This is a genomic window from Pseudomonas sp. MC6, from assembly GCF_054790575.1.
In genome coordinates this window covers 204130-229579 of sequence record NZ_CP186504.1, presented here as the reverse complement: position 1 = coordinate 229579, position 25450 = coordinate 204130, and the positions used below count along the sequence as shown (strand labels likewise).

25 protein-coding genes are annotated in these 25450 nt (G+C 59.7%); 12 read left to right on the top strand and 13 right to left on the bottom strand.

Annotated features, from left to right (window positions below):
* Window positions 1–162: 162 nt before the first annotated feature.
* Both ACOYXE_RS01100 and ACOYXE_RS01095 read right to left on the bottom strand, forming a co-directional pair.
* Entirely contained in the window at window positions 163–1587 is a 1425-nt protein-coding gene (locus ACOYXE_RS01100; protein ID WP_460927386.1) for a histidine kinase sensor domain-containing protein, read from the bottom strand.
* The gene (locus tag ACOYXE_RS01095) at window positions 1574–2293 is read right to left on the bottom strand and encodes a response regulator transcription factor (RefSeq protein WP_405123070.1); all 720 of its coding nucleotides are present in this window, start codon (window positions 2291–2293) and stop codon (window positions 1574–1576) included. The genes ACOYXE_RS01100 and ACOYXE_RS01095 overlap by 14 nt, the downstream gene beginning before the upstream one ends.
* A 220-nt stretch (window positions 2294–2513) precedes the next feature.
* Between ACOYXE_RS01095 and ACOYXE_RS01090 the strand changes: the two genes are divergently transcribed.
* Both ACOYXE_RS01090 and ACOYXE_RS01085 read left to right on the top strand, forming a co-directional pair.
* Window positions 2514–5267: a response regulator gene (locus tag ACOYXE_RS01090; protein WP_160060126.1), complete on the top strand. Its 2754-nt coding sequence runs from the start codon at window positions 2514–2516 to the stop codon at window positions 5265–5267.
* An 82-nt stretch (window positions 5268–5349) separates the two neighbouring features.
* Window positions 5350–6339, top strand: a complete 990-nt coding sequence (locus ACOYXE_RS01085) for a 2-hydroxyacid dehydrogenase (RefSeq protein WP_460927384.1) — start codon at window positions 5350–5352, stop codon at window positions 6337–6339.
* Window positions 6340–6351: 12 nt separating this feature from the next.
* Here the strand turns inward: ACOYXE_RS01085 and ACOYXE_RS01080 are convergent, their stop codons facing one another.
* On the bottom strand, window positions 6352–6804 hold the full coding sequence (locus ACOYXE_RS01080; RefSeq protein ID WP_160059059.1) for a hypothetical protein: 453 nt from the start codon (window positions 6802–6804) through the stop codon (window positions 6352–6354).
* A 133-nt stretch (window positions 6805–6937) separates the two neighbouring features.
* Between ACOYXE_RS01080 and ACOYXE_RS01075 the strand changes: the two genes are divergently transcribed.
* Window positions 6938–7372 carry a hypothetical protein gene (locus tag ACOYXE_RS01075; protein WP_093442198.1) on the top strand — a complete coding sequence of 145 codons (435 nt, stop codon included), beginning with the start codon at window positions 6938–6940 and terminating at the stop codon, window positions 7370–7372.
* Window positions 7372–7776: an META domain-containing protein gene (locus ACOYXE_RS01070; protein WP_123453349.1), complete on the top strand. Its 405-nt coding sequence runs from the start codon at window positions 7372–7374 to the stop codon at window positions 7774–7776. The genes ACOYXE_RS01075 and ACOYXE_RS01070 overlap by 1 nt, the downstream gene beginning before the upstream one ends.
* 235 nt (window positions 7777–8011) lie before the next feature.
* Here the strand turns inward: ACOYXE_RS01070 and ACOYXE_RS01065 are convergent, their stop codons facing one another.
* Window positions 8012–8479 carry a TlpA disulfide reductase family protein gene (locus ACOYXE_RS01065; protein WP_160059061.1) on the bottom strand — a complete coding sequence of 156 codons (468 nt, stop codon included), beginning with the start codon at window positions 8477–8479 and terminating at the stop codon, window positions 8012–8014.
* A 113-nt stretch (window positions 8480–8592) separates the two neighbouring features.
* Between ACOYXE_RS01065 and arsC the strand changes: the two genes are divergently transcribed.
* From arsC to ACOYXE_RS01050, 3 genes are read left to right on the top strand one after another with little or no spacing between them, the layout of a single operon-like run.
* The gene (arsC, locus tag ACOYXE_RS01060; protein WP_160059062.1) at window positions 8593–8946 is read left to right on the top strand and encodes an arsenate reductase (glutaredoxin); all 354 of its coding nucleotides are present in this window, start codon (window positions 8593–8595) and stop codon (window positions 8944–8946) included.
* A complete protein-coding gene (wrbA, locus tag ACOYXE_RS01055) occupies window positions 8943–9539 on the top strand; it encodes an NAD(P)H:quinone oxidoreductase (protein ID WP_405123067.1) in 597 nt (198 codons plus the stop codon). The genes arsC and wrbA overlap by 4 nt, the downstream gene beginning before the upstream one ends.
* 2 nt (window positions 9540–9541) lie before the next feature.
* Window positions 9542–9967, top strand: a complete 426-nt coding sequence (locus tag ACOYXE_RS01050) for a DUF2069 domain-containing protein (protein WP_405123066.1) — start codon at window positions 9542–9544, stop codon at window positions 9965–9967.
* An 86-nt stretch (window positions 9968–10053) separates the two neighbouring features.
* Here the strand turns inward: ACOYXE_RS01050 and ACOYXE_RS01045 are convergent, their stop codons facing one another.
* Together ACOYXE_RS01045 and ttcA are read right to left on the bottom strand one after the other, a co-directional pair.
* Window positions 10054–10728, bottom strand: a complete 675-nt coding sequence (locus ACOYXE_RS01045; protein ID WP_160059065.1) for a DNA-3-methyladenine glycosylase I — start codon at window positions 10726–10728, stop codon at window positions 10054–10056.
* 134 nt (window positions 10729–10862) lie between these two features.
* On the bottom strand, window positions 10863–11687 hold the full coding sequence (ttcA, locus tag ACOYXE_RS01040) for a tRNA 2-thiocytidine(32) synthetase TtcA (RefSeq protein WP_460927379.1): 825 nt from the start codon (window positions 11685–11687) through the stop codon (window positions 10863–10865).
* A 289-nt stretch (window positions 11688–11976) separates the two neighbouring features.
* Between ttcA and ACOYXE_RS01035 the strand changes: the two genes are divergently transcribed.
* Window positions 11977–12579 (top strand): Yip1 family protein, encoded by a 603-nt coding sequence (locus ACOYXE_RS01035; protein WP_102901694.1) that lies wholly within the window; start codon window positions 11977–11979, stop codon window positions 12577–12579.
* Window positions 12580–12706: 127 nt separating this feature from the next.
* Window positions 12707–13201 carry a SprT family zinc-dependent metalloprotease gene (locus tag ACOYXE_RS01030; protein WP_064391623.1) on the top strand — a complete coding sequence of 165 codons (495 nt, stop codon included), beginning with the start codon at window positions 12707–12709 and terminating at the stop codon, window positions 13199–13201.
* A gap of 109 nt (window positions 13202–13310) precedes the next feature.
* Here the strand turns inward: ACOYXE_RS01030 and ACOYXE_RS01025 are convergent, their stop codons facing one another.
* Window positions 13311–14492, bottom strand: a complete 1182-nt coding sequence (locus ACOYXE_RS01025; RefSeq protein ID WP_460927376.1) for a CaiB/BaiF CoA transferase family protein — start codon at window positions 14490–14492, stop codon at window positions 13311–13313.
* Between the two features lie 145 nt (window positions 14493–14637).
* Window positions 14638–15972, bottom strand: a complete 1335-nt coding sequence (locus ACOYXE_RS01020; protein WP_007917521.1) for a dicarboxylate/amino acid:cation symporter — start codon at window positions 15970–15972, stop codon at window positions 14638–14640.
* A gap of 350 nt (window positions 15973–16322) precedes the next feature.
* On the opposite strand from ACOYXE_RS01020, the gene ACOYXE_RS01015 reads away from it, so the two are divergent.
* Window positions 16323–17321, top strand: a complete 999-nt coding sequence (locus ACOYXE_RS01015) for an AraC family transcriptional regulator (RefSeq protein ID WP_460927374.1) — start codon at window positions 16323–16325, stop codon at window positions 17319–17321.
* Between the two features lie 315 nt (window positions 17322–17636).
* Here ACOYXE_RS01015 and ACOYXE_RS01010 read toward each other — a convergent pair whose 3' ends face one another.
* The 3 genes from ACOYXE_RS01010 to ACOYXE_RS01000 form a co-directional block, all read right to left on the bottom strand.
* The gene (locus ACOYXE_RS01010) at window positions 17637–18983 is read right to left on the bottom strand and encodes an ATP-binding protein (protein ID WP_016987433.1); all 1347 of its coding nucleotides are present in this window, start codon (window positions 18981–18983) and stop codon (window positions 17637–17639) included.
* Window positions 18980–19657 (bottom strand): response regulator transcription factor, encoded by a 678-nt coding sequence (locus tag ACOYXE_RS01005; RefSeq protein WP_016987432.1) that lies wholly within the window; start codon window positions 19655–19657, stop codon window positions 18980–18982. Before ACOYXE_RS01005 ends, ACOYXE_RS01010 begins: the two co-directional genes overlap by 4 nt.
* A 151-nt stretch (window positions 19658–19808) precedes the next feature.
* Complete coding sequence (locus ACOYXE_RS01000; protein ID WP_160059070.1) at window positions 19809–20414, bottom strand: hypothetical protein; 606 nt, start codon at window positions 20412–20414, stop codon at window positions 19809–19811.
* 144 nt (window positions 20415–20558) lie between these two features.
* Here ACOYXE_RS01000 and ACOYXE_RS00995 point away from each other — a divergent pair, with 144 nt between their 5' ends.
* Together ACOYXE_RS00995 and ACOYXE_RS00990 are read left to right on the top strand one after the other, a co-directional pair.
* A complete protein-coding gene (locus ACOYXE_RS00995) occupies window positions 20559–21350 on the top strand; it encodes a dienelactone hydrolase family protein (RefSeq protein WP_160059071.1) in 792 nt (263 codons plus the stop codon).
* A gap of 150 nt (window positions 21351–21500) precedes the next feature.
* Window positions 21501–22226, top strand: a complete 726-nt coding sequence (locus ACOYXE_RS00990; protein WP_160059072.1) for a 4'-phosphopantetheinyl transferase family protein — start codon at window positions 21501–21503, stop codon at window positions 22224–22226.
* A gap of 117 nt (window positions 22227–22343) precedes the next feature.
* On the opposite strand, the gene ACOYXE_RS00985 is transcribed toward ACOYXE_RS00990, so the two are convergent.
* Together ACOYXE_RS00985 and ACOYXE_RS00980 are read right to left on the bottom strand one after the other, a co-directional pair.
* A complete protein-coding gene (locus tag ACOYXE_RS00985; RefSeq protein ID WP_460927370.1) occupies window positions 22344–23954 on the bottom strand; it encodes an ATP-binding protein in 1611 nt (536 codons plus the stop codon).
* On the bottom strand, window positions 23951–24673 hold the full coding sequence (locus ACOYXE_RS00980) for a response regulator (RefSeq protein ID WP_160059074.1): 723 nt from the start codon (window positions 24671–24673) through the stop codon (window positions 23951–23953). Before ACOYXE_RS00980 ends, ACOYXE_RS00985 begins: the two co-directional genes overlap by 4 nt.
* Window positions 24674–25450: the final 777 nt, after the last annotated feature.

Genomic DNA, 25450 nt, shown 5'->3' with positions numbered 1-25450 from the left:
ATGGGAATAAGGAACAATAGTCTCACCACTGGTGAGACTATTGTGTTGAGCCATTTTCATTGGTGGTGATGCGCAGAGACTCTTCGCGAGCAGGCTCGCTCCCACAGGGAGTAGTGTCATTCGCAGAATAGTGTCAGCAGTGATGACACTATTAACTGTTGATCACACAATCTGCGGCGAACCGAGTTCCAATGTGGGAGCGAGCCTGCTCGCGAAAGCGTCAGACGGCGCAACACAATCATCCGCCAGCAACCGTAAATTCAGCCGCAATCCCGCCCCGCCATTCTCCGCCCAAATACTTCCGCCCTGACGCTGCACGGCATTGCGCGCAATGCTCAGCCCCAAACCAAAACCACCGTCCCCGGGCCGCGAGCCATCCAGCCGGGTGAACGGCGAGAAGATCCGTTCCAGATCAGCTTCCGCTACGCCGCCACCCTGATCTTCCAGCCACAGGTGCCAGAAATCGCCATCGCGCCGTCCGTCAAGACGCACAATCCCACCCGCAGGCGAATGCCGAATGGCGTTGCGCAAAATGTTCTCCAGCGCCTGCGCCAGCGTATTCAGGTTGCCACGCACCCAACACGACGCCTCGACCGAACACTGCAATTGCAGACTCGGCCAGCCGCTTTCATAACAGGCGTTATCCGTGAGCATTTCCCACAGGGCCTGAATCTGGATCGCTTCCTCGGGCAGCGGCGTGCGGTCGGTATCGAGCCAGGCCAGTTGCAAGGTGTCTCCGACCAGTCTTTGCATACCGTCAACTTCACGACCGATGCGCTCGCGCAGTTGCACCAGACTCTGTTCGCTTTCACTGGCGACACGCAAGCGGCTCAGCGGCGTGCGCAATTCGTGGGACAGATCACGCAGCAGTTGCTGTTGCAGAGCCACGGTCGATTGCAGGCGCTCGGACATCGAGTCGAACGCTCGCGCCAGCTCTCCAAGTTCATCCGGACGCTGGGTGATGCCGCTCGACAACCGCACATTCAACTGGTCGGCGCGCCAGGCGTTGGCCTGTTCGCGCAAGTTGTTCAGCGGCACTACCAGAAGACGATAGAGACCGACGCACAGCAGCAAAGTAAACAACCCCGGGATCACGCCGTTGGTGATGACGCGCCAGAACAACCGATATTTACCCGGCAGAAATCGCTCGGGCAATTCGATCACCAGGCTGCCGGCGGACGGCTCTTTAGGGAAAGGTATGCGCAGCCACGGCCGGTTCTTTTTGTGAATCGGCCAGTCGAGGCCGCGCAAGAACGTCAGGTGCTGGATTTCCTGCTCATTCAGCGGATCACTGCTCAGCGACTGCAAATTGCCACCGATGACGCCGACCCAACTGGCTTCGCGCAACTCCATGCTCTGCAACCAGTCATCGACACCGCTGCGTCCGCCGTGCTGCCACGCCTGTTCCGCTTGCGCGGCATAACGGCTGAGGGTGCCGCGCGCTTCGTCGGAGAGGAACTGGTTGCGCTCCTCCATATAACGGCCCCACGACCAGCTCAGCCAGATCATCAACAAACAGAAAGCCACCAGCAAAAACGCCAGTTTCCAGAACAGCGAATGCCGCCCCGGCAGTTCAGACCGCTTCATCAGCAGCGCTCAAGACGTAACCCTTGCCCCACACGGTGCGCACTTCACGTTCGGTGTAACCGATGGCTTTCAGTTTGCGGCGGATCTGGCTGATGTGCATGTCGAGACTGCGGTCGTGGGCCGCGTAGCCGCGCTGCAGAACGTGCTGATAAAGGAAGGCTTTGCTCAGCACTTCCTCATCATTGCGGTTGAGGGTTTCCAGCAAGCGGAATTCGCTGCGGGTCAGCCCGGCGGGTTGCTCGCGGAAAAACACATCGCACTGTTCGTCATCGAACCTCAGCGTACCGGCGGCTACGGGCATCGCAGGCTCGGCCGGGCGCCGATCCAGCGCAACCCGACGCAGGATCGCTTCGATGCGCACATGCAACTCGGCCATGCTGAAGGGTTTGGGCAAATAGTCATCGGCGCCCAGACGGAAACCGCTGATGCGATCCGCCTCGGCACCGAGGGCCGACATCAACAGCACTGGCGTCGAATGACTCTGGCGCAACTGCGTCAGCACATTCAAACCATCCATGCCCGGCAACAGAATATCCATCAGCACCACGTCGAACGGCTGGCGTTTGGCGATGCTCAGGCCTTCCTGGCCGTTCTGGCACCAGGTCACCTGAAAGCCGCTGCGGCCCAGATGTTCGTGAACATAGGCGCCGAGCACCGGATCGTCTTCGATGGAAAGAATGCGTGGCTGGCCGGAAACAGGAGTCATGAGTATCTGCAAGTAATTCTCAGTTGAGAGTGATTATTCAAGATTGCCGGGGATCGGGCAACTCAAGGTTGGCCCAGCCGACAAACGAACAGCGGCGGCCCTGCCCCGACGCGAGCGCATTTTTCCGAAGATTGCCCGCGAGCAAATCGCTACACTGCGCCCATGTCGCGTGCCGGATGCACGCATGAGTCAACAGATCAGCGGGATGCAGGAGATAGGCGTGCTCAAGAAACTGGGAATCAAAGGTCGCGTGTTGTTGCTGACCTTGTTGCCGACCAGCCTGATGGCGCTGGTGCTGGGTGGTTATTTCACCTGGACGCAGCAGTCCGACTTGCAGAGCCAATTGATGCAGCGCGGCGAGATGATCGCCGAGCAACTGGCGCCGCTGGTGGCCCCCGCCATGGGTCACGGCAACAGCGATCTGCTGGAGCGCATTGCCACGCAGTCCCTTGAACAACCGGACGTGCGCGCGGTGACCTTCCTCGCCCCGGATCGCTCGCCACTGGCTCACGCCGGGCCAACCATGCTCAATCAGGCGCCCAGCGGCGACAGCGCGCATTTGCAACGGCGCAGCGGCAATGACGCGACGCGTTACCTGATGCCGGTATTCGGCAAGCATCGCAATCTCGCTGGCGAATTGATCCCGCAAGAGTCTGACCGCTTGCTCGGCTGGGTCGAGCTGGAGCTATCGCACAACGGCATGCTGCTGCGCGGTTATCGCAGCCTGTTTGCCAGCCTGCTGCTGATTGCCGCCGGTCTGGCCGGCGCGGCACTGCTGGCGTTGCGCATGGGCCGCACCATCAATCGCCCGCTGAGCCAGATCAAACAAGCCGTCGCGCAACTCAAAGACGGCCATCTGGAAACACGTTTGCCGCCGCTCGGCAGTCAGGAGCTGGATGAGCTGGCCTCGGGCATCAATCGCATGGCCGGCACCCTGCAAAACGCCCGCGAAGAACTGCAACACAGTGTCGATCAGGCCACCGAGGACGTCCGGCAGAATCTGGAAACCATCGAAATCCAGAACATCGAACTGGATCTGGCGCGCAAAGAGGCGCTGGAAGCCAGCCGGATCAAATCCGAATTCCTCGCCAACATGAGTCACGAGATCCGCACGCCACTCAACGGCATTCTCGGTTTCACCCATCTGTTGCAGAAAAGCGAACTGACCCCGCGCCAGCTCGATTATCTGGGCACCATCGAAAAATCCGCCGACAGCTTGCTGGGGATCATCAACGAAATCCTCGATTTCTCGAAAATCGAAGCCGGCAAGCTGGTGCTCGACCATATTCCGTTCAATCTGCGCGACCTGCTGCAGGACACCCTGACCATCCTCGCCCCGGCCGCGCACGCCAAGCAGTTGGAGCTGGTCAGTCTGGTCTATCGCGACACGCCGCTGTCGCTGGTCGGTGACCCGCTGCGTCTGAAGCAGATCCTCACCAACCTGGTGAGCAACGCGATCAAGTTCACCCGCGAAGGCACTATCGTCGCCAGAGCGATGCTGGAAGAAGAACACGAAGACAGTGTGCAGTTGCGAATCAGTATTCAGGACACTGGCATTGGCTTGTCCACTCAGGACGTGCGTGCACTGTTCCAGGCATTCAGTCAGGCGGACAACTCGCTGTCGCGGCAACCAGGGGGCACCGGTCTGGGGCTGGTGATTTCCAAACGCCTGATCGAACAGATGGGCGGTGAAATCGGCGTCGACAGCACGCCGGGCGAAGGCTCGGAGTTCTGGATCAGTCTGAGCCTGCCCAAGACCCGTGATGATGCCGAAGACTTGCCCTCGGCGCCGCTGCTCGGGCGCCGTGTGGCGGTACTGGAGAATCACGAACTGGCGCGCCAGGCCTTGCAGCATCAACTGGAGGACTGTGGCCTCGATGTCACGCCATTCAACACCCTCGAAACCTTGACCAACGGCGTCACCGGCGCGCACCAGACCGATCAGGCGATTGATCTGGCGGTCATCGGCATCACCAGCAACGACATGCTGCCCGAGCGTTTGAACCAGCACATCTGGGACCTCGAACACCTAGGCTGCAAAGTACTGGTGCTGTGCCCGACCACCGAACAGACACTGTTTCATCTATCGGTGCCGAACCCGCACAGCCAACTGCAAGCGAAACCGGCCTGCACGCGCAAATTGCGTCGCGCGCTGGCCGATCTGGTCAACCCGCGTCAGCCGCGCAATGAGCCGGGCGAACCGCTGTCGAGCCGTGCGCCGAAAGTGCTTTGTGTCGACGACAACCCGGCCAACCTGCTGCTGGTGCAGACCCTGCTCGAAGATATGGGCGCCAAGGTGCTCGCCGTGGAAAGCGGCTACGCGGCGGTCAAAGCGGTGCAAAGCGAATCCTTCGATCTGGTGCTGATGGACGTGCAGATGCCGGGCATGGACGGCCGCCAAAGCACCGAAACCATTCGCCAATGGGAAAGCGAACGGCATTGCACGCCGCTGCCGATCGTCGCCCTCACCGCCCACGCCATGGCCAACGAAAAACGCGCGCTGCTGCAAAGCGGTATGGACGACTACCTGACCAAACCGATCAGCGAGCGGCAACTGGCCCAGGTGGTACTGAAATGGACCGGGCTGGCATTGCGCAATCAAGCGCCGGAGCGGATCAGCGACAGTGCGGCGGGCAATAATGAACTACCGGTGCTTGATCATGAGGAAGGCTTGCGCCTGGCCGCCGGCAAGGCTGACTTGGCGGCGGACATGCTGGCCATGTTGCTCGCCTCGCTTGAAGCCGACCGCGAAGCCATTCGCACGGCTTGCGAAAACCGCGACCAGAATGCCTTGATCGAACGCGTCCATCGTCTGCACGGTGCCACCCGTTATTGCGGCGTACCGCAATTGCGCGCGGCCTGTCAGCGCAGCGAAACCCTGCTCAAGCAGGACGACCCGAAAGCCGTGGCAGCGCTGGAAGAACTGGAGCTCGCGATCAACCGCCTCGCGGCGCAAGCGAAGATCAGCGCCTGATCCACGGCAATGCTGGCCAACACCGGCAGCGCTAAAGTGAGTTCGGGTGATTCAATCCGTGTCGATGCTCCAGGAGGATTTCATGCGCACGCTCGTTTTCAGTAGCCAGACCTACGACCGCGACAGCTTCCTCGCCGCCGATTGCCCGGCGGGTGTCGAACTGCACTTTCAACCGACCCGACTCAGCCTCGATACGGCGGCGCTGGCCGACGCACATGAAGTGGTCTGCGCCTTCATCAATGACGACCTCAGCGCTCCAGTGCTCGAGCGTCTGGCCGCTGGCGGCACACGCCTGATCGCCCTGCGCTCGGCGGGTTACAACCATGTCGATCTGCCCGCCGCGAAACGCCTGGGAATGGCCGTGGTGCGCGTACCTGCCTACTCGCCGCACGCGGTGGCCGAACACGCGGTGGCGCTGATCCTCGCCCTCAACCGCCGTCTGCACCGGGCCTATAACCGCACCCGTGAGGGCGATTTCAGCCTGCATGGCCTGACCGGTTTCGACCTGGTCGGTAAAACCGTGGGGATCGTCGGCACCGGTCAGATCGGCGCGACCTTCGCGAAAATCATGCACGGTTTCGGCTGTGAACTGCTGGCCTACGATCCCTTTCCGAACCCGGATGTTCTGGCGTTGGGTGCACGCTATCTGAGCCTGCCGGAACTGCTCGCGCAGTCGCGGATCATCAGCCTGCACTGCCCGCTCAACGAGCAGAGCAAACACTTGATCAACCGCAATTCACTGGCGCACATGCAAACCGGCGCCATGCTGATCAATACCGGTCGCGGTGGTCTGATCGACACCCCGGCCCTGATTGACGCATTGAAGGACGGCCAACTCGGTTATCTGGGTCTGGATGTCTATGAAGAAGAGGCGCAACTGTTTTTCGAGGATCGTTCCGACCTGCCCTTGCAGGACGATGTGCTGGCGCGATTGCTGACCTTTCCCAACGTGATCATTACAGCGCATCAAGCCTTTCTGACGCATGAAGCGCTGGGTGCGATTGCCGCAACCACCTTGCACAACATCGCGACCTGGGCGGCGGGAACGCCACAGAACCAGGTCGTAGGCTGAGCGCTTTTCAGCTTATTTCGGGGAAAGCGAGGACGCCAGAATCAGCAATGCCAGCCAGCCGAAGCCAAAAAAGCGCTGTTTCATCGAGTGGCCGTAGCGCAGCAGGAACCAGACGAAAAACATCGGCAGCAGGAAGATCATGATCTTCAGCCAGCCTTCCACCGGACGACTGCCGTCGGCATTGGCCTGCTCAGTGGCCGGTTGCTCGGTGGGCTGCTGGCGCCGACGCCGCGCGGCGGCGGGCATGACTTTCGGCAAAGGTTGCGGCTCAGGCGCTGGAGCACTGACTTCGGGCACAGCCTTGTTACGCGGCAGACTGCCGAACGAGATTGTCGCAGCCTGAACAGGCGCGACTACGGTCTGCGCGTGTACTGCTTGCTCCGCCATTGGAGCCCCACAATGAATGCACGCATCGGCTTCGGAGCTGATGCTCTTTTTGCATTCATAACATTCGATCAGCGCCATGTTCCGTTCCTTCAGATTCGAGGCCGGCAGTTTGCCATGAGTGTCGCGGCATTTGAACCGGATCGAAGGTCGCACGCGCGCATCATTCTGCAATCAAGCCCGTGCTAGCATGTCGCGCATATTTGGAGGACCCATGGTCGAACACGATTTCCGCTACACCCTGATGAACCCGCAACACACCCTCACCGAATGCCGCGCCCTCGTTCCGGGCCGCTATCAGGTCACCGGCAATGGTGGCTCGATTCGTATCGGTGACGCGCTGTTGGTCACCCTCAAAGGCAGCAAGGACTTGTCCATGCGCCTGACCGTTGAAACCGTCCGCCACCTGATCAATCCGCCGGGCCAATGGACCGCGATGACTACGGGCCCGGTGTTCGGTGAACTGGCAATCCACACCTGGCAGGTCAACTGCGACAGCTGCGCCAAAGAGCTGAGCTTCGAATTCGCGGTGGACGCCAAACTCGGCAAAGCCGCCGAGAAACCGGCCGCCACCGCACGCATCGCCGAGCTGGGCTGGAAAGCCGTTGGCGACAAGCACCTGTGCCCGAAATGCCAGGAGCCTGCGTGATGAAACGCTTTGCCCTGACCGCTATGGTCGGTGTGGGTCTGGTGGGGTGCGCTGCGGAGCCAGTGCAACTGCAGCAAAACCGCAGCTACATTCTGGAATGGATCGGTGAGCGGCCATTGATGGATTACAGCCATCTGACCGTGACCCTGGGTGATGATGGCCGCGCCTACGGCAACGGTGGCTGCAACCATTGGTTCGCGCCGTATACGCTGGACGGTGACAAGCTGACCTTCGGCAAGATCGGCAAGACCCGCAAGCTCTGTGCACCGGCACTGATGGAGCAGGAGCAACGCTTCCTGCAGGCGCTGGAGCATGTCGAGCGCTGGGACATCTCGCCGATCGAGCAGATGCGTTTCTGGCCGGCTGAAGGCAAGCCTCTGCGTTGGTGGCTGGAAGAGGGTTAAGCCTCAGGCCGCCAAAGCCCTCACCCTAGCCCTCTCCCAGAGGGAGAGGGGACTGATTGGGGGATATTGGAGAGCTACGCCGACCTGAACGGCCTATGCCGAATCCATAATCGACCGAGTTCCGCTGTGGCGAATTCATAATCGACTGGATTTTTCAGGTCGATGGAGGATGCCAGACACCTCGGTCAGCCCCCTCTCCCCCCCGGGAGAGGGCTGGGGTGAGGGGCTTTTGACGTTACTTGGTCGCCTGCAACGCCTCCAGCTTGGCCATCACCCCCGCCGCCGTCTGCTCGCCCATCAACTGCTCACGCACCTTGCCCTTGTTGTCGATGATGTACGTCACCGGCAATGCCTCACTGCGCGGCAACTCGAACAGTTCCGCCGGATCCTGCGCCAGCACGGTGAACTTGATGCCCAGCTTTTCGCTGGCATCTTTCAGCTCCACACCCTGCACATTGTCGAAGTTGACCCCGAACACGCCGACGTTCTTGCTCTTCAGCTCATCAGCCAAATGGTTGAGCTCCGGGATCTCGGTCCGGCACGGGCCGCACCATTCGGCCCAGTAGTTCAGCACCACCCATTGTTTGTCCAGACGCTCCGACGCGACCTTCTGACCGTTCTGGTCAATGCCGTAGTCGTTGCCGCAGCCCCCCAGCATCAACGCCCCGATTACCGTCAATGCCGCTGCCAATCGCCGTGTCATGTCGTGTTCCTTGTGAAAATTTGAAGGCGCCTGCGACCCATTGCCTCCGAAGGTTCTGGATTGCGCGCTGCACAGTTAGAATAGCCACCACTTTACGCCAGAAGCGACCCGCCATGACCGATCTGACGCTTTATCACAATCCGCGCTGCTCGAAATCCCGCGGCGCGCTGGAACTTCTTGAAGCCCGCGGCCTGACCCCGAACGTCGTGCGTTACCTCGAAACCCCGCTGAATGCGGCGCAAATCAAGGCCCTGCTCGGCAAGCTCGGGATCAGCGCCCGTCAGTTGCTGCGCACCGGGGAAGATGAATACAAAATGCTTCAACTGGCTGACGAAAGCCTCAGCGAAGCGCAATTGATCGACGCCATCGCCCAGCATCCAAAACTGATGGAGCGACCGATTCTCGAAGTCGGCAACAAAGCCGTCATCGGTCGTCCGCCGGAAAATATCCTGGAGTTGTTGCCGTGAGCGCGCCGTACATTCTGGTGCTGTATTACAGCCGCAACGGCTCGACCAACGAGATGGCCCGGCAGATTGCGCGCGGTGTCGAACAGGCCGGCCTTGAAGCCCGTTTGCGTACGGTGCCTGCGATTTCCACCGAATGTGAAGCCGTGGCTTCGGATATCCCGGACGAAGGCGCGCTGTACGCGAGCCTGGATGATCTGAAGAACTGCGCCGGGCTGGCCCTCGGCAGCCCGACGCGTTTCGGCAACATGGCCGCGCCGCTGAAGTACTTTCTCGATGGCACCAGCAATCTGTGGCTGACCGGCGCCCTCGTCGGTAAACCGGCCGGTGTGTTCACGTCTACCGCCAGTCTGCACGGAGGTCAGGAAACCACCTTGCTGTCGATGATGTTGCCGCTGTTGCACCACGGCATGCTGATCACCGGTCTGCCGTACAGCGAGTCGGCGCTTCTGGAAACTCAGGGTGGCGGTACGCCTTACGGTGCCAGTCATCACGCTGGGGCTGACGGCAAAAAAGGCCTCGATCAGCATGAAGTGGCGCTGTGCCGTGCGCTGGGTCTGCGCTTGGCCAGGACTGCGCAGAAACTGGAGGGCTGACAGTGGCGAAGAAGCCGAAAGTCCTGCCCTCGGTCGAATGGCTTGAGCCGCGAGTGAAGGCGATGCGGGCGCTCAGCCTGCTGAGCTTTTTTGCCCTCGCCGGTCTGCTCGCGGCCTACTACCTGCTGTTCGCCGACCTGCACGGCGCGCGACCGTGGGTGATTCTACTGGTCGAACTGATCCCGTGGGTCGTCCTTGCCCCGGCGATGATCATGGGCAGCGCCCGCGGGCATTCGTGGATGTGTTTTGTGGTGAATCTGTATTTCATCAAGGGCGCACTGGCGGCGTATGACCCGAGCCGCCAGTGGTTTGGTGTGCTGGAGATGATCGCGAGCCTGGCGGTGTTCTGCTCGGCGCTGTTGTATGTGCGGTGGCGGTATCAGTTGAATCGTAAATTGGCTGGCGAAGGCGAAATCTCCGTCGCCTGATTGAAAAGATCGCAGCCTTCGGCAGCTCCTACATTTGAAATGCGTTTCCCTGTAGGAGCTGCCGACGGCTGCGATCTTTTAGCTATTCAATGATTGACGGTGTAAGCCAGCATCATCGAAATCTGACTCATCGGCCGCCCGCCGCTCTGCTCATGCCACTGATTGAACACATCCTGCACAATGGCCAGATCGCGCAAACTGGTCGGCGCCTTGTCGACGATCTTCTGTGCATTCAGCGCCGCGACCACGTCGTAGCTCGGCACGAAGGTGTCCTTGCCGACCATGCGCAAAAAGCGTGGCGCTGATAGTCCCCCCAATTGATGACCGTGCTTTTTCAGATAGGTCCACAGGCCGACGATATCGGTCACCGGCCAGTCGGCAATCAGCGCACCGAAACTGCCCTTCTCCTTCTCCACATCGAGAATGAACTGGGCATTGCGCGGCACGCTTTTCAGTTTGCCCAAATGGCGAATGATCCGCGCGTCCTGCATCAGACGCTCGAGATGCTCGGCGCTCATCAACACGACTTTTTCCGGGTCGAACTTGAAGAACACTTCTTCGAAGGCCGGCCACTTGGCGTCGACCAGACTGTGCTTGAGGCCGGCACGGAACACGCGCAGGGCCATGGTTGAAAGGTAGCGGTCGTCGCTGATCTTGCGCAGTTGCGCCGGGGTTTTGGGAACGGGCAGATGGGCTTCCAGTTCAGCCGCCGAACCGAAGCGGTTCAGACAGTATTCGTGCAGCCACTTGTAATCGCGCATGCCCTCTCCTATTGAATGAAGCGAAGAAACCAATGTGGGAGCGAGCCTGCTCGCGAAGTGGGAGTCTCAGTCAACAAATCAGTTGAATGAAACACCGCTTTCGCGAGCAGGCTCGCTCCCACATTTGAAGGTGTTTACAAATTGACGACGTTAACGAAGCGCGAAGCCGCGGTCTCGTCGATTTTCAGGCTGGTGAAGTCGAACAGGTTGCGGTCGGCCAGTTGCGACGGGATCACGTTCTGCAGACTGCGGAAGATGCTTTCGGTTCGGCCTGGGGTCTTGCGCTCCCAGTCCAGCAGCATTTCCTTGACCACCTGACGCTGCAGGTTTTCCTGCGAACCGCAGAGGTTGCACGGGATGATCGGGAAATCCTTGAAGTCCGAGTAAGCCTGAATGTCTTTCTCGTTGCAGTACGCCAGCGGACGGATTACCACGTTGCGACCATCGTCGGCGCGCAGCTTTGGCGGCATTGCCTTGAGCGAGCCGTTGAAAAACATGTTGAGGAAGAACGTCTCGACGATGTCGTCACGGTGGTGACCGAGGGCCATTTTGGTCGCGCCGATTTCGTCGGCGAAGGTGTACAGCGTGCCGCGACGCAGGCGCGAGCACAGCGAGCAAGTGGTCTTGCCTTCCGGGATCAGTTCTTTGACCACCGAATAGGTGTCTTTCTCGACGATGTGGTACTCGACGCCCAGCTCTTTCAAATAAGCCGGTAGCACGTGCTCGGGGAAACCCGGCTGCTTCTGGTCCATGTTCACCGCGACGATCTCGAACTTGATCGGGGCAACCTTCTGCAGGTGCAGCAGCACGTCGAGCATGGTGTAGCTGTCCTTGCCGCCGGACAGGCAGACCATGACCTTGTCGCCGTCTTCAATCATGTTGAAATCGGCGACAGCCTCGCCGGCCAGGCGGCGCAGGCGCTTTTGCAGTTTGTTCTGGTTGACCGTAAGAGTGCCCATGACGCGAAATCCGTGAGGTGTGACGAAAGGCCGGCATTTTACGCAAAAACCCCGGCGTTGTGGGCACAGGTTGTCGAGGCCCAAGTTTGCATTCTTTACAGACCCCAAGGCGATTAAGCCCTGTGTTTACAGCGCAATTTGCTCTAAGCCCCTAATACCTGTACGGGTAAGACCTTTCTATACTGCGACATAAGGTCGCACACAATCTGAAGACCTGTATTTGCTCGGCCACCTTGGCCCGTAGGCGCTCCGTTGGGGGGCGATGGCAATAACAAGAGGAGTGACTGGCATGATCCATCACGTAGTGGGACTTTTTACCCACCCCGATCAGGAATGGAAGGAGATCCGTGGCGACCAAGAGGAAAGCATCAGCCACATGTACCTCACCCACACGCTGATCCTGGCGGCCATCCCCGCCATCTCGGCGTTTATCGGCACCACTCAGGTTGGCTGGGTGATCGGCAACCGCGCACCGGTGATGCTGACCTTTGAAAGCGCACTGTGGATGACGATCATGTCGTACCTGGCCATGCTCGGCGGGGTCGCGGTCATGGGTGCCTTCGTGCACTGGATGGCGCGTACCTATGACGCCAACCCGAGTCTGGCCCGTTGTGTCGCATTTGCCACTTATACTGCGACACCGCTGTTCGTCGGCGGTCTAGCGGCGCTGTATCCGCATATGTGGCTGGGGATGATCGTCGGTACGGCGGCCATCTGCTACACGGTTTATCTGTTGTATGTGGGGCTGCCGACATTCATGAATATTCCGTCGGACGAAGGTTTTCTATTCTCAAGCTCGGTGCTGGCGGTGGGTCTGGTAGTGCTGGTCGCCATCATGGCATTCACCGTGATTGTCTGGGGGCTGGGCGTCGGGCCTGTGTATACAAACTGACTCGACAGGCTGATCACAGGCCGCCGCAAGGCGGCCTTGTCGTTTCAAGGATGACCATTCGGCAGCTCGGCGATTCGCAAGTCCACAGGGTTGCGGCATACTCGACGCCTCTGGAGATCCATCAAGCATGCCCGAGCAACTCAATACCCGCGTCGAAGACTGTTACCAACTCGCTGAATCCTTTTTCAAACGTTCTTTCCCGCGCCCTGTCGTCAGCCTCAAGCTGCGCGGGCAAAAAGCCGGTGTCGCGCATCTGCACGAGAACCTGCTGCGCTTCAATCCGCAGTTGTACCGGGAAAACGCTGAACACTTCCTCAAGCAGACCGTGGCCCACGAAGTCGCGCACCTGATCGCCCATCAGTTGTTTGGCGACCGTATCCAGCCGCATGGCGAGGAATGGCAATTGATCATGCGCGGGGTTTACGAACTGCCGCCGGATCGCTGCCACACCTATGCAATCAAACGCCGCAGCGTGACCCGCTATATCTACAAATGCCCGTGCGCCGACAGCGATTTTCCGTTTTCGGCGCAGCGCCATAGTCTGGTGCGGCAGGGGCGGCGGTATTTGTGTCGCCGCTGCCGGAGTACCTTGGTGTTCAGTGGTGAGATGCGGGTGGAATAGTCAGTGTTGTGTTGCCCTGACTGGCGCCATCGCGAGCAGGCTCACTCCTACATTTGGAATGCGTTCCCCTGTAGGAGTGAGCCTGCTCGCGATGGGGCCTGTACAAGCACTAGAGAATTACCTTGGCCCGCCGCAATTCAGCAATCCGCTCAGCACTAATCCCCAACTCGGCCAACACCTGATCCGTATGCTGCCCCAACACCGCGCCAACATGCCGCGGTGCCGGCAACGCTTCGGAAAACTTCAACGGACACGCCATCTGCGTCTGCGTCGTGCCATCCCCACGCGGCACCTGCGTCACCAGTTCCCGAGCCTGCAATTGCGGATGACGCACCGCCTCCCCCAGACTCAATACCGGTTCGACACACGCATCGATCCCGGCAAACATCTCACACAGTTCGGCAAAGTCATGCTTTTCGAACTCGACCGTCAGCGCGTATTTCAACGCCCGCTGCTGCTCAGGCTTTGAGGACAAGCCCTGCGCCGCCAACTCCGGCCGCCCCAAAGCCGTACACAGCTGCTGCATAAAGCCCGGTTCCAGACTGCCCACCGACATCCAGCGGCCATCGCGAGAGCGGTAATAATCGTAGAAGCTGCCGCCGTTGAGCATCTGATCTTCCCATTCAGGCTCTTCACCGCACGCCAGATACCCGGCCCCGGCCATGGCATTCAGGCTGAACGCGCAATCGGTCATGCTGACATCCAGATGCGTGCCCTGCCCGGTTTGCTGACGGGCAATCACCGCCGCGAGCAAACCGATCACCCCGTGCAGCGAACCACCGGCGACATCCGCCACTTGCATGCCCAGCGGCAACGGCCCGCTGTCGGCGCGGCCGGTGTAACTGGAAAGCCCAGCCAGCGCCAGATAGTTGATGTCATGCCCGGCGCGATCCTTGTACGGCCCGGTCTGGCCGTAACCGGTGATCGACACGTAGATCAGCTTCGGGTTGATCGCCTTCAGCGCTTCATAGCCCAGGCCCAGACGTTCCATCACTCCAGGGCGAAACTGCTCGAGGAGAATGTCGTGATCGACCAGCAGTTGCTTGACCACTTCAAGCGCTGCGGGCTGTTTCAGGTCCAGCGCCAGGCTGCGCTTGTTGCGATTGAGGTAGGCGTGGCTGGCCGATACTCCGCCATCATGCGGCGGCAATACCCGTAGTAGATCCATGCGTGTCGGCGACTCGATGCGCAACACTTCGGCGCCCATGTCCGCCAGCAACAGCGAGGCGAACGGCCCCGGCAGCAAGGTCGAGAAATCGAGGATTTTCAGTGAGGCCAGCGGTGCAGACATGGGCGAACTCCTTAAGCGATGCACTCAGCCTAGGCAGCGATGCCACGTACAGCAATCACCGGAAATGTCAGCAGGTGTGACCGTTACGCTCAAATCGCAGGCAAGAAAAAACCCGCCGAAGCGGGTTTTTCCAGGCCAGCAGTGCTTACTTCACATTGCTTGGGGTTGGGCCTTCAGCCACACCCAGGTCATCTTCTTCACGCTCGTCGGAGATACCGCGACCGCCCGAGGCCAGCTCGGTTTGCAGCTGATCGGTATCCAGCTCCTTGACCCACTTGGCAACCACGATGGTGGCTACTGCGTTACCGACCAGGTTGGTCAGTGCGCGGGCTTCGGACATGAAGCGGTCGATACCGAGGATCAGCGCCAGACCGGCCACCGGCAGGTGACCGACCGCCGACAGGGTCGCGGCCAGCACGATGAAGCCCGAACCGGTCACACCGGCGGCGCCTTTGGAGGACAGCAGCAATACCAGCAGCAGGGTGATCTGGTGGGTGATGTCCATGTGGGTGTCAGTCGCTTGAGCGATGAACACGGCCGCCATGGTCAGGTAGATCGAAGTACCGTCGAGGTTGAACGAGTAACCGGTCGGGATCACCAGACCCACCACGGATTTCTTCGCGCCCAGACGCTCCATCTTGATCAGCATGCGTGGCAGTGCCGATTCCGACGAGGACGTGCCCAGTACGATCAACAACTCTTCACGGATGTAACGCACCAGTTTAAACACGCTGAAACCATGAGCACGGCAGATCGCACCCAGCACCACCACCACGAACAGGATGCAGGTGATGTAGAAGCAGATCATCAACTGGCCCAGTTGCACCAGCGAGCCGACGCCGTAAGCACCGATGGTGAAGGCCATCGCGCCGAAAGCACCCAGCGGCGCCAGTTTCATGATCATGTTGATGATGTTGAACATTACGTGGGCGAAGCGATCGATCATGTCCAGCAGCGGACGACCGTACGAACCCAGGCGATGCAGGGCGTAGCCGAAGATCACCGAGAACATCAGCACTTGCAGGATGTCACCGGTGGCGAACGCGCCGACGATGGTATTCGGGATTACATTGAGGAGGAAACCGACAATGCTCTGGTCTTTACTGGCCGTCACATAAGTGGCGATTTTCGAGGCGTCCAGGGTGGTGACGTCGATGTGCATGCCGGCGCCCGGTTGCACAACGTTGACCACGATCAGACCGATCAGCAGGGCAATGGTGGAAACGATTTCGAAGTACAGCAGCGCGTAGCCGCCGGTCTTGCCCACGGATTTCATGTTCTGCATGCCGGCGATGCCGCTGACAACGGTACAGAAGATGATCGGGGCGATGACCATTTTGATCAGTTTGATGAACCCGTCACCCAGCGGCTTGAGGGCTACACCGGTCTGAGGGTAGAAGTGACCAAGCAGGATGCCGATGGCGATGGCAACGATCACCTGGAAATACAGGGATTTGTACAGTGGCTGACGAGTCGTCATTGCAGATTTCCTCAAGAGCCTCGCGTGGCAACATCCATCTGTTGACCGCGAAACCTGAATTGCGAACCCTCCTGCACTGGAGGGATTTGTTGTTGGAGCAGCGTTTTCCATGAGGAGCAACGCACGCTTCTGTGGCTTGTATCGCAAACCTCGTGCCACTTTGGTGCGATTAGCTGCAAGCCTTTTGATATCAGGGTTAACAGGTCCGCGGATGTCACCATCCGGTGACTCAAGTGTGGCGGATTTCCGCCAACTCGCCGCTTCTCGTCCTACAATTTGGCGGAAATCCGCCTTGCCGATGCGTCCAGCCCGCCGCTACCATCCGGCGCCTGAGGAAGGATCTGCCGCTTATGCGCGAACGCACCATCGCCAGTCATTTCGCCCGTGCCGCCCTCGGAGGCGCACGCCGCGTGGGTTTCGATTACTCGGGCCTGCTGCTGCAACTGGGCATCAGCCCGGAATTGCTCGATGAGCCCCGTGCACGTATTGCTCCTGAGCAGTTCACTCAACTGATTCAGAGTCTGTGGCTGGCGCTGGACGACGAATACCTGGGTTTCGGCAACGCACCGAGCAAACCCGGCAGTTTCGCCATGATGTGCCATGCCTCGATTCACTGCCGCAATCTGGAAAAAGCGCTGCAGCGCGGCTTATTGTTTTATAGCCTATTCCCCGGAGCCCCGCGCCTGAGCCTCAGTCGCGAAGACGAATGGGTGCGTTTGAGCCTCGATGATTCGCAGATGCGGGACCCGGATCACTTTCTCACCGAGAGCCTGCTGGTGATCTGGCATCGCCTCGGCAGTTGGCTGATTGGCCAGCGAATTCGCCTCGAACAGGCAACCTTCAGCTATCCGCGTCCCGATCACGGCGCCGAATACGACCTGCTGTTCCCCTGCCCGCTGACCTTCGGCACCGATCAAAGCAGCCTGTTGTTCCACAGCAGATATCTACACATGCCGCTGTTGCAGGACGAACGCACCCTCAAACATTTCCTCGAACGCTCCCCCGCCGACCTGCTCTCTCGCCCGGACGACGGCGACAGCCTGAGCAGCCGCCTGCGCCGTTTGCTCAGCCGCGACACGGCGCGCTGGCCGGATCTGGAAGCGGTCGCGGCGCATCTGCACATCAGCCCGCAGACCCTGCGTCGGCATTTGCGTGAGGAAGGCACCAGTTTTCAGGAGTTGAAGGATCAGTTGCGGCGGGATATCGCCATTTATCATTTGGGCCGGGCGGATCTGTCGCTGCAGCAGATTGCCGAGCAGTTGGGGTTTTCCGAACCGTCGGCGTTTCATCGGGCGTTCAAGAAGTGGACGGGGCTGACGCCGGGGGCTTATCGGGCGCAGGAGCAATGAGGCTATAAATCAAAAGCCCCTCACCCTGACCCTCTCCCGGAGGGAGAGGGGACTGATTGGGGGATGCTCAAGATGTACGCCGACCTGAACGTTCTCTACTGAATCCAAAATCGACTGGCTATTTCAGGTCGATGTAAAACGCCAGACACCCTCAGGGAGAGGGGGCTAATTGAGGGATGCTCAAGAAGTACGCCGACCTGAAACTTCGCGATTGAATCCATAATCGATTGGCTATTTCAGGTCGATGTATAGCGCCAGACACCTCGGTCGGCCCCCTCTCCTTCTGGGAGAGGGCTGGGGTGAGGGCACTCGCAATCACACCGCCGGAAAATGAATCCTGAACGCCGCCCCGCCCATCGGCGAATCGCCCAGTGCGAGTTTGGCGTTGTAGCTTTCAATAATGTCCTTGACCACCGCCAACCCGATCCCCTGCCCCGGATGCTGAGCATCCAGTCGTTCACCACGCTCCAGAATCCGCGCACGCTGATCCGGCGGCACGCCCGGGCCGTCATCTTCGACGCACAGTTCGATTCCGGCGAGGGTCTCGCGCACGCTGATGCGCACTTCGCCCAGACACAGTCGATAGGCGTTCTCCAGCAAGTTGCCCATCATTTCCAGCAGCGCGCCCTGCTCGATCGGCACATAACAATGCTCGGGCAAATCAAATGCCACGCGCACATGCTTGTCGCGATACACCTTGTCCAGCGTGTCGCAAAGGCTTTTGAGCACCGGTTGCAAGCGCACCTGATGTCGCACCAGTCCGCTTTTGCGCAAACTGGCCCGTTGCAGTTGATAGCTGATCTGCTGGCTCATGCGTTCGATCTGGCTTTGCAGCACCCACGCCTGATCGCGTTCTTCCGGACGCTGGGCCATGTCTTCACTGACGCCCTGCAACACTGCCAATGGCGTTTTCAGGCTGTGCGCCAAATCATCGAGGGAATCGCGATAACGACTACGTTGCTGCCGTTCGCTGTGCAGCAAGCGGTTGAGCGAGCCGGTCAGGCGCAGCAACTCGCGCGGATGCTGCTCGGTGAGGCTTTCACGGGTGCCGCCTTCGATTTCGTCGAGTTCCTGACTGAGCCGACGCAGCGCTTTGAGGCCCCAGGTCAGGCCGATCCACAACAGCGCCAACAGCACGAGCAACGCAGCACCGAAGCCCAGATAGAGATTTTCACGCAGGCCTTCGAGGGTGGTTTCATATTCGCGCACCGGTTGCAGGGCAACGATGCTGAATGCCGCGCTTTTACCGCCGAGCAGTTTGACTTCGACGTCGTAGACGAAGAATTCCTGACCATTGGTTTCACGAATCCGCGCGAACTCGTTACCGAGCCCGTCGTAGCGCGGCTTGTAGTTGATCTGCTCTTCCTGGGTGGCTTTCGAGCGCCAGACCAGATGCCCTTCGCGGTCGTAGATGTAGCCGAGCAAACGGAAGTCGGTGAGGTTGAAGCGCTCGTCCGGCAACTGATTGGGCATCACCAGCCGCCCGTTTTCGATGCGCGCGGCAGAGATCAGCGTGGTGACATCGGAGGCCAGGCGCTGCTCGATCGAGTCCTGCAACGCGAGGCTGAACGCGCCTTGCATGGCCGGGAGCAAGGCGAGCATGAACAACACCGCCAACGTGGTGGCGGCGAGCATCAAGCGAACGCGAAGGGAACGAATCAAGTGCAGCGCTCATTGAACAAGTAACCGAGGCCACGCACGGTGTCGATCGGCTTGAACCCGGCCGGGCCTTCGAGTTTGCGGCGCAGACGGCCGACCAGCACTTCGATGACATTCGGATCGCGCTCGTCGTCATCCGGGTAGAGCTGCTCCATCAAGCGATCCTTGGGCACTACTTGTTGATGGTGGCGCATGAGGTATTCGAGGATGCGGTACTCGTAGGCGGTCAGCGCCAGCGGTTGCTCGTCGAGGGTCGCCTGTTTGCGATTGAGGTCGAGCAGCAGCGGCCCGGCGACGATGGTCGACTGAGTGAAACCGCTGGAGCGGCGCAGCAAGGCATTCAGACGCGCGTCGAGTTCTTCGAACTGGAACGGCTTGACCACGTAATCGTCGGCGCCGGCGGCGAGACCTTCGACCTTGTCCTGCCAGTTGCCGCGCGCGGTGAGGATCAGGATCGGGAAGGTTTTGCCGCCCGCGCGCAACTGCCGAATCAGGTCGAGACCGCCCATGCCCGGCAGGCCGAGATCGATCACCGCCAGGTCAAAGTTGAACTGTCCGGTCTGGTACAAAGCCTCTTCGGCATTGGCCACGGATTCGACCACGTGACCACTTTCCGTCAGGCGGGTTTGCAGGTGATGGCGCAACAGCGCTTCATCTTCGACGACCAACAGTTTCATAACGCTCTCCCGGGTAAATCCAGAATCTCCAAAAACACACCTGTGGGAGCGAGCCTGCTCGCGAAGGCTGTGTGTCAGTCGATAAATTGATCGACTGATTCACCGCTTTCGCGAGCAGGCTCGCTCCCACATTGAACCTGCTGGCAACTCCTTAGAAATTGTAGTTAGCCGACAGGTAAGTCTGCGCGCTGCTGTTCAAATCCAGCGAACCTTGCTTGCTGCCACCGCTCTCTTTCATCTCGGTGCTGGCGTTGCTCATCAGGTAACGGTAACCGAGTTCGACCGAGGTGTTTTGCGAGACTTGCTGCAACACACCGAACTGGCCGCCGACGGCGTAACCGATGTCACTGTCGCGGCTGTAGCCTGGCGAATCCTGAGTCAGCTTGGTCAAACCAGCCGTGGCACCGCCAAACAGCTTGGTGCTGCCGCCCACCGGATAGAACAGATCGTAGCTGCCCAGCAGATTTTCCTGACGCAGTTTAATGCCATTGTGCGAGCCCGACACGTTGTCGTAGGTGGCGTAGTAGCGACCCTGGCTGTTTTGCTGACCGAGGCGAACGCCGTAGGTGTTGTTGCCGTCGATCGCGCCGGTGGCGTTCGGGTGGTCGAGGTTGTTGTTCAGTGCGTGGGACTTGTCGATCTTGTTGCTGGTCTGACCGAACGTCAGGCCGGCAAAGTTGCTGGTGTCGTCGGCCTGGGCCGCGATGCTGGAGCCTAACAGGGTAAATGCCAGCAGCAGTTTGTTAAAACGAGTCATGGGTATTTCCTCTTTCACAGTTGCTGTTTGGGTATGGCGCAAGGTTACTGACCTCCCCCTGTACCGCCCCTGAACCGTCTCTGAACCTGACCTGAACCAAATGAACTAGGCTGTTTTGACCTTTTACTGTCAGGAGACCCGACCATGCGCCTGTTCCTCGCCCTTACCTTGCTGGCTGTCAGCAGCCTTGCTCAGGCTGCGATCAAGACTGAAGAAATCCCCTATCAGAGCGCCGACGGCACGAAACTGATCGGCTACTACGCCTACGACGACGCCATCAAAGGCAAGCGTCCGGGCGTCGTCGTTGTGCACGAATGGTGGGGGCTGAACGATTACGCCAAGCGCCGCGCGCGCGATCTCGCCGGGCTCGGCTACAGCGCCCTGGCCATTGATATGTACGGCGAAGGCAAGAACACCGAGCACCCGAAAGATGCGATGGCGTTCATGCAGGCGGCGACCCAGGATGCGGCGGCTTCCAGCAAGCGCTTCGAGGCCGGGCTGAACTTGCTGAAGAAACAGCCGCAGACCGACGCCAACAAAATCGCCGCCATCGGTTACTGCTTCGGCGGTGGCGTGGTGCTCAACGCCGCGCGGCAAGGTGAGCCATTGGCGGGCGTGGTGAGTTTCCACGGTGCGCTGGCGACCAAGACCCCGGCAACGCTTGGCAGTGTGAAAGCGAAGATTCTGGTCGAGCACGGCGCGCTGGACAGCATGGTTACGGCGGATAACGTCACGGCGTTCAAGGCAGAAATGGACAAGGCCGGGGCTGACTATAAATTTGTCAGTCTGGATGGCGCCAAGCATGGCTTCACCAATCCGGATGCCGATCGCCTGAGCCATGGCGAGCACGGTGGCCCGGACATCGGGTACAACAAGGCCGCGGATGAAAAATCCTGGGCGGACATGAAAGCGTTCTTGCAGAAAATCTTTAGCTGATCAGCGACACCGCGGCGCGGCCTTCGCGAGCAGGCTCGCTCCCACACTGGATCTATGCCGCCCAGTAGATCCCCTGTGGGAGCGAGCCTGCTCGCGAAAGCTTCACCGCCGATCTCGACCTTGTCTCGACTAACCGGCAAAATGCCCGCCATGAATCTCCCCCCTACCCTTCCCGCCTGCTGCACCGCGCTCGACAGCCATTGGCCGTTGCCGACGGTATTGGCCGACACCGTGCTGCTTAGCACCCATTTCGACCCGGCCCGACTGCTTGGCGATGACTTTCAACGCAGTGCCGTCGTCGCGCCGCCGAGCATTCAACGTTCGGTAGCCAAGCGTCAGGCTGAGTTTCTAGCCGGGCGAATTTGCGCCCGGGCGGCGTTGGAGCAACTGGAAGGCAGCAGTGTTGTGCCAGCGATTGGTGAAGACCGCGCGCCGATATGGCCCGCGCATATCTGCGGCTCGATCACCCACAGCACCGGTCGTGCGGCAGCGATTGTCGCCAACAAAAGGCATTGGCGCGGTTTGGGCATGGATCTGGAAAACCTGCTCAACACCGAACGTGCCGAGCGCCTGGCCGGGGAGATTCTGACGCCACCTGAAATGCAACGCATGACGTCCGCCTCGCGCGATCAGTTGGCCTTGTGGGTGACGCTGACCTTTTCGGTGAAAGAGAGTTTGTTCAAGGCGCTGTACCCGATTGTGCAGCAGCGCTTTTATTTCGAGCACGCTGAAGTGCTGGAGTGGACTGAAGCCGGTGAAGTCCGGTTGCGCTTGTTGACGGACTTGTCCGCTGAATGGCGCAACGGTACTGAACTGGAGGCGCAGTTCGGGGTGCGGGATGGGCAGTTGTTGAGTCTGGTCAGCATTCAGGCCTGAAATCTTTCAGCGCCTGTTCAGGCCTCTTCGCGAGCAGGCTCGCTCCCACATTTTGAAATGCATTCCCCTGTGGGAGCGAGCTTGCTCGCGAAGGCGGCATCGCGGCCACCACAAGAATTACCGGCGTTCCTGATTCCTCGGCCAACTCAGGCTAAAACAAGCCCCGCCCAGACTCTTGCTCTTGCCAATGATCGCCCGGCCGTCATGCCAGTGAATGATCCGCCGCACAATCGACAGCCCCAAACCATGCCCGCCCGACGCCCGCGTACGGCTGTCATCGAGGCGTAGAAACGGCGTGAAAATCCGCTCCCACGCGACCTCCGGTACACCCGGGCCGTCATCCTCGACGTCGACGCGACAGCGCAATTGCCCGACCTGATAACTCACCGTCACGTTCGAACGTGCATGGCGCATCGCGTTGCTTACCAGATTCTGCAGCGCTCGATGCAGATAACGTGGCTCAGCTTCCACCCAGGCATCATCGTTATCAGCAGCAGACAGGCACAATCCCCGCTGCACGGTGACCTCGGCGCGTAACGGCGCCAGCTCTTCAATCACCTGATTGACCAGCGCATCCAGATCGATGCGCTGAAACGTCAGCGCCGGCGAGCCCTGCTCCAGCCGAGCATAGGTGAGCATCTCATCGACCAGCTTATCGAGGTCTTCGATGTCGTGATCCATGCCTTCGCGGTACTTCTCCAGTGCTTGCGGCGTGGTCGCCGAGCCGATCATTTCCAGACCGAAACGCAGGCGCGCCACCGGCGTGCGCAATTCATGGGACACCGCGCGCACCAGTTCGCGCTGAATCGCCAGCAACTGTTGCAAGTGCTCGGCCATGCCGTTGAACGCCGACGCCAGACGCCCCACCGAGTCGGCACCGCGCGCCGGCACACGGGTTTCCAGGCTGCCCTTGGCAATCCGCGTGGCCGCCGCTTCAAGGCCGCGCAAACGGCGTTCGAGCTGACGCACCAACAGATAAACGATGAGACCGATCAGGCTCAGACCAAGTGCCGCAATCAGCACCAGCCATTCCGGCGGGTACGGGTTCATCTGATACAGCGGGCCGATCTCCAGCACCCACGGCGTGCCGACCATGCCGGCAAACACGCGAATCGAATCGCCGCCCTTGCCCAGCGCCATTACCGTATCGCCTTCGGCCACGCGGCGGCTCTGGTCTTCGTCCATGTCGGCCTCGTTCACCGTGACCAGGCGCAGATCGAAACCGAAACCCTTCTCTTCCTTTATCTGCGCGAGACGTTTGGGCTGCTCGCCAACCGGCACGCGCACCAGTTCATCGGCGAGCAGGTAAATGGTCGCGCGGGCCAGTTGCTCGCTGATTTGCTGCACTTCCCCCACCAGCACCAGCTGCTCTTTGTCGCTGACCATTCGATAGACCTTCGCCGCGTGCGGTCCGGTCTGCTCGACCAACGCCTGACCACGCTGCACGCGGGTGCGCTGGGTCAGATCAAGGTCGGTTTCGGCAAATTTCTTCAGCGCCAGCGGAATCCCCAGTAAACGCTCCCACACCAGCAGCGCACGATGGCGCTCGGTTTCGTTCATCGGCTGCAGGTTGCCGGCCATCAGCGAGAACGTGCCGTGGGCCAGACGTTCGCGGTACTGCTCGCTGCGCACCTGGTTGAGCAGGTTCAGCGCCAGCACGCCGAGCACCGCCACCAGAATGATCGCTGCGCACATGCCGCCGTAGATGCGCAGGAAGATCGAGTTCACAGCGGCAGATCTACGCAGGCTTCAGGGACGAACAGGTAGCCTTTGCTACGAATGGTCTTGATCAGGCGTGGATGGTCGGGGTCATCACCGATTTTCGGGCGAATGCGCGAAATGCGCACATCAATCGAGCGGTCCTGACCGTCGTAGCCGATGCCGCGCAGGGCGGTGAAGATTTCTTCGCGGGACAGAATGCGCCCGGCGTTTGACACCAGTAGCCATAACAGATCGAACTCGGCGCTGGTCAGTTCGATGCCATTGTCACTCAGCCACGCCTCGCGCAAGGCGTCGTCGACCACCAACGGACCAAATTGCAGACGACGGGATTTTTCGGCGACAGGTTCAGGTGTGTCGCTACGTCGCAGCAACGCTTGAATGCGCGCCAGCAACAGACGCGGGCGCACCGGTTTGCACACGTAATCGTCGGCACCGAGGTCGAGCCCCTGGATCTGATCGGCATCGTCGGTGCGCGCGGTGAGCATCAGAATCGGCCCATCGAAATGATTGCGCACCTTACGGCAAATGCTCAGGCCATCTTCGCCGGGCAGCATCAGGTCAAGGATCACCAGATCCGGCTGCTCCTTGATGATCCGTGCCGCCGCCAGCGCACCGTTGCCTTCGATGTCCACGCGCAGTCCATTGGCTTGCAGGTAATCGCGCGTCAGTTCGGCCAGTCGCTGGTCATCCTCGACGATCAATACCTGCCAGGCTTGTTGCTCCACCGGTGACCTCTGCTTTCTATTGTTATTGATAAAAGGAAGGCGATTGCCCAGACACACAATCCCCTGTAGGAGCTGTCGAGTGAAACGAGGCTGCGATCTTTTGATCTTGCTTTTCAAGATCAGGATCAAAAGATCGCAGCCTTCGGCAGCTCCTACAGGGGTACGCGATATTTAGCGTGATTCTCCCGTCCTTTTGTCATGTTTCAGGAGGATAAGAATGTCTGTGCATGGGCCGATTGTATAAACGGCGTACAGCCAGAACACAAGTCGGTAAATGCGTTCGGAGACGGCAGTTTTTTGTGATAGGGTTCGCGCCCTTAAAAATCCGCTGAAGCGTTTTTCCCGAGGATAAAACGGTGACAAACGGTCTAGCTCAGCAGGTCCGCGGCCTACACGGGAATTCCTTGTTTCTTACACAATTTACGCACAGGTTTATCCACAGGTAGTACGTTGCAACACCCCTCAAAACGCATTATCTTGTAGCACGGCGCGGAGAGAGACCCTACATATGGGGTTTTCCGCTCAAACGCCCAACCACATTTAGGGCCTGAAACTCAAGTGCTTTATTGCCAGTTTCCGGTTGAACCAAGCAAGTTTTTCAAAGCCCAAACCGCACTTGCGGATGGCACCGTTTTTTAGGTCCGAAATGACCGGAACGGTACGGGTGTTGCAGTCATTACTGTCACCCTGGAAGGTGTTTGGCTCGAGCCTTGGCTCGGCGCCGAAAACTTCGGCAAGGATGCGGCGCTACAAGCCTTTTTCCTACTGTCCCGAAGT

Bases quoted from the DNA above. Each gene is read 5' to 3' on its own strand.
- ACOYXE_RS01100 (WP_460927386.1), bottom strand. From the start codon at position 1,587: ATGAAGCGGTCTGAACTGCCGGGGCGGCATTCGCTGTTCTGGAAACTG.
- ACOYXE_RS01095 (WP_405123070.1), bottom strand. From the start codon at position 2,293: ATGACTCCTGTTTCCGGCCAGCCACGCATTCTTTCCATCGAAGACGAT.
- ACOYXE_RS01085 (WP_460927384.1), top strand. From the start codon at position 5,350: ATGCGCACGCTCGTTTTCAGTAGCCAGACCTACGACCGCGACAGCTTC.
- ACOYXE_RS01080 (WP_160059059.1), bottom strand. From the start codon at position 6,804: ATGGCGCTGATCGAATGTTATGAATGCAAAAAGAGCATCAGCTCCGAA.
- ACOYXE_RS01075 (WP_093442198.1), top strand. From the start codon at position 6,938: ATGGTCGAACACGATTTCCGCTACACCCTGATGAACCCGCAACACACC.
- ACOYXE_RS01070 (WP_123453349.1), top strand. From the start codon at position 7,372: ATGAAACGCTTTGCCCTGACCGCTATGGTCGGTGTGGGTCTGGTGGGG.
- ACOYXE_RS01065 (WP_160059061.1), bottom strand. From the start codon at position 8,479: ATGACACGGCGATTGGCAGCGGCATTGACGGTAATCGGGGCGTTGATG.
- arsC (WP_160059062.1), top strand. From the start codon at position 8,593: ATGACCGATCTGACGCTTTATCACAATCCGCGCTGCTCGAAATCCCGC.
- ACOYXE_RS01045 (WP_160059065.1), bottom strand. From the start codon at position 10,728: ATGCGCGATTACAAGTGGCTGCACGAATACTGTCTGAACCGCTTCGGT.
- ttcA (WP_460927379.1), bottom strand. From the start codon at position 11,687: ATGGGCACTCTTACGGTCAACCAGAACAAACTGCAAAAGCGCCTGCGC.
- ACOYXE_RS01035 (WP_102901694.1), top strand. From the start codon at position 11,977: ATGATCCATCACGTAGTGGGACTTTTTACCCACCCCGATCAGGAATGG.
- ACOYXE_RS01030 (WP_064391623.1), top strand. From the start codon at position 12,707: ATGCCCGAGCAACTCAATACCCGCGTCGAAGACTGTTACCAACTCGCT.
- ACOYXE_RS01025 (WP_460927376.1), bottom strand. From the start codon at position 14,492: ATGTCTGCACCGCTGGCCTCACTGAAAATCCTCGATTTCTCGACCTTG.
- ACOYXE_RS01020 (WP_007917521.1), bottom strand. From the start codon at position 15,972: ATGACGACTCGTCAGCCACTGTACAAATCCCTGTATTTCCAGGTGATC.
- ACOYXE_RS01015 (WP_460927374.1), top strand. From the start codon at position 16,323: ATGCGCGAACGCACCATCGCCAGTCATTTCGCCCGTGCCGCCCTCGGA.
- ACOYXE_RS01005 (WP_016987432.1), bottom strand. From the start codon at position 19,657: ATGAAACTGTTGGTCGTCGAAGATGAAGCGCTGTTGCGCCATCACCTG.
- ACOYXE_RS01000 (WP_160059070.1), bottom strand. From the start codon at position 20,414: ATGACTCGTTTTAACAAACTGCTGCTGGCATTTACCCTGTTAGGCTCC.
- ACOYXE_RS00995 (WP_160059071.1), top strand. From the start codon at position 20,559: ATGCGCCTGTTCCTCGCCCTTACCTTGCTGGCTGTCAGCAGCCTTGCT.
- ACOYXE_RS00990 (WP_160059072.1), top strand. From the start codon at position 21,501: ATGAATCTCCCCCCTACCCTTCCCGCCTGCTGCACCGCGCTCGACAGC.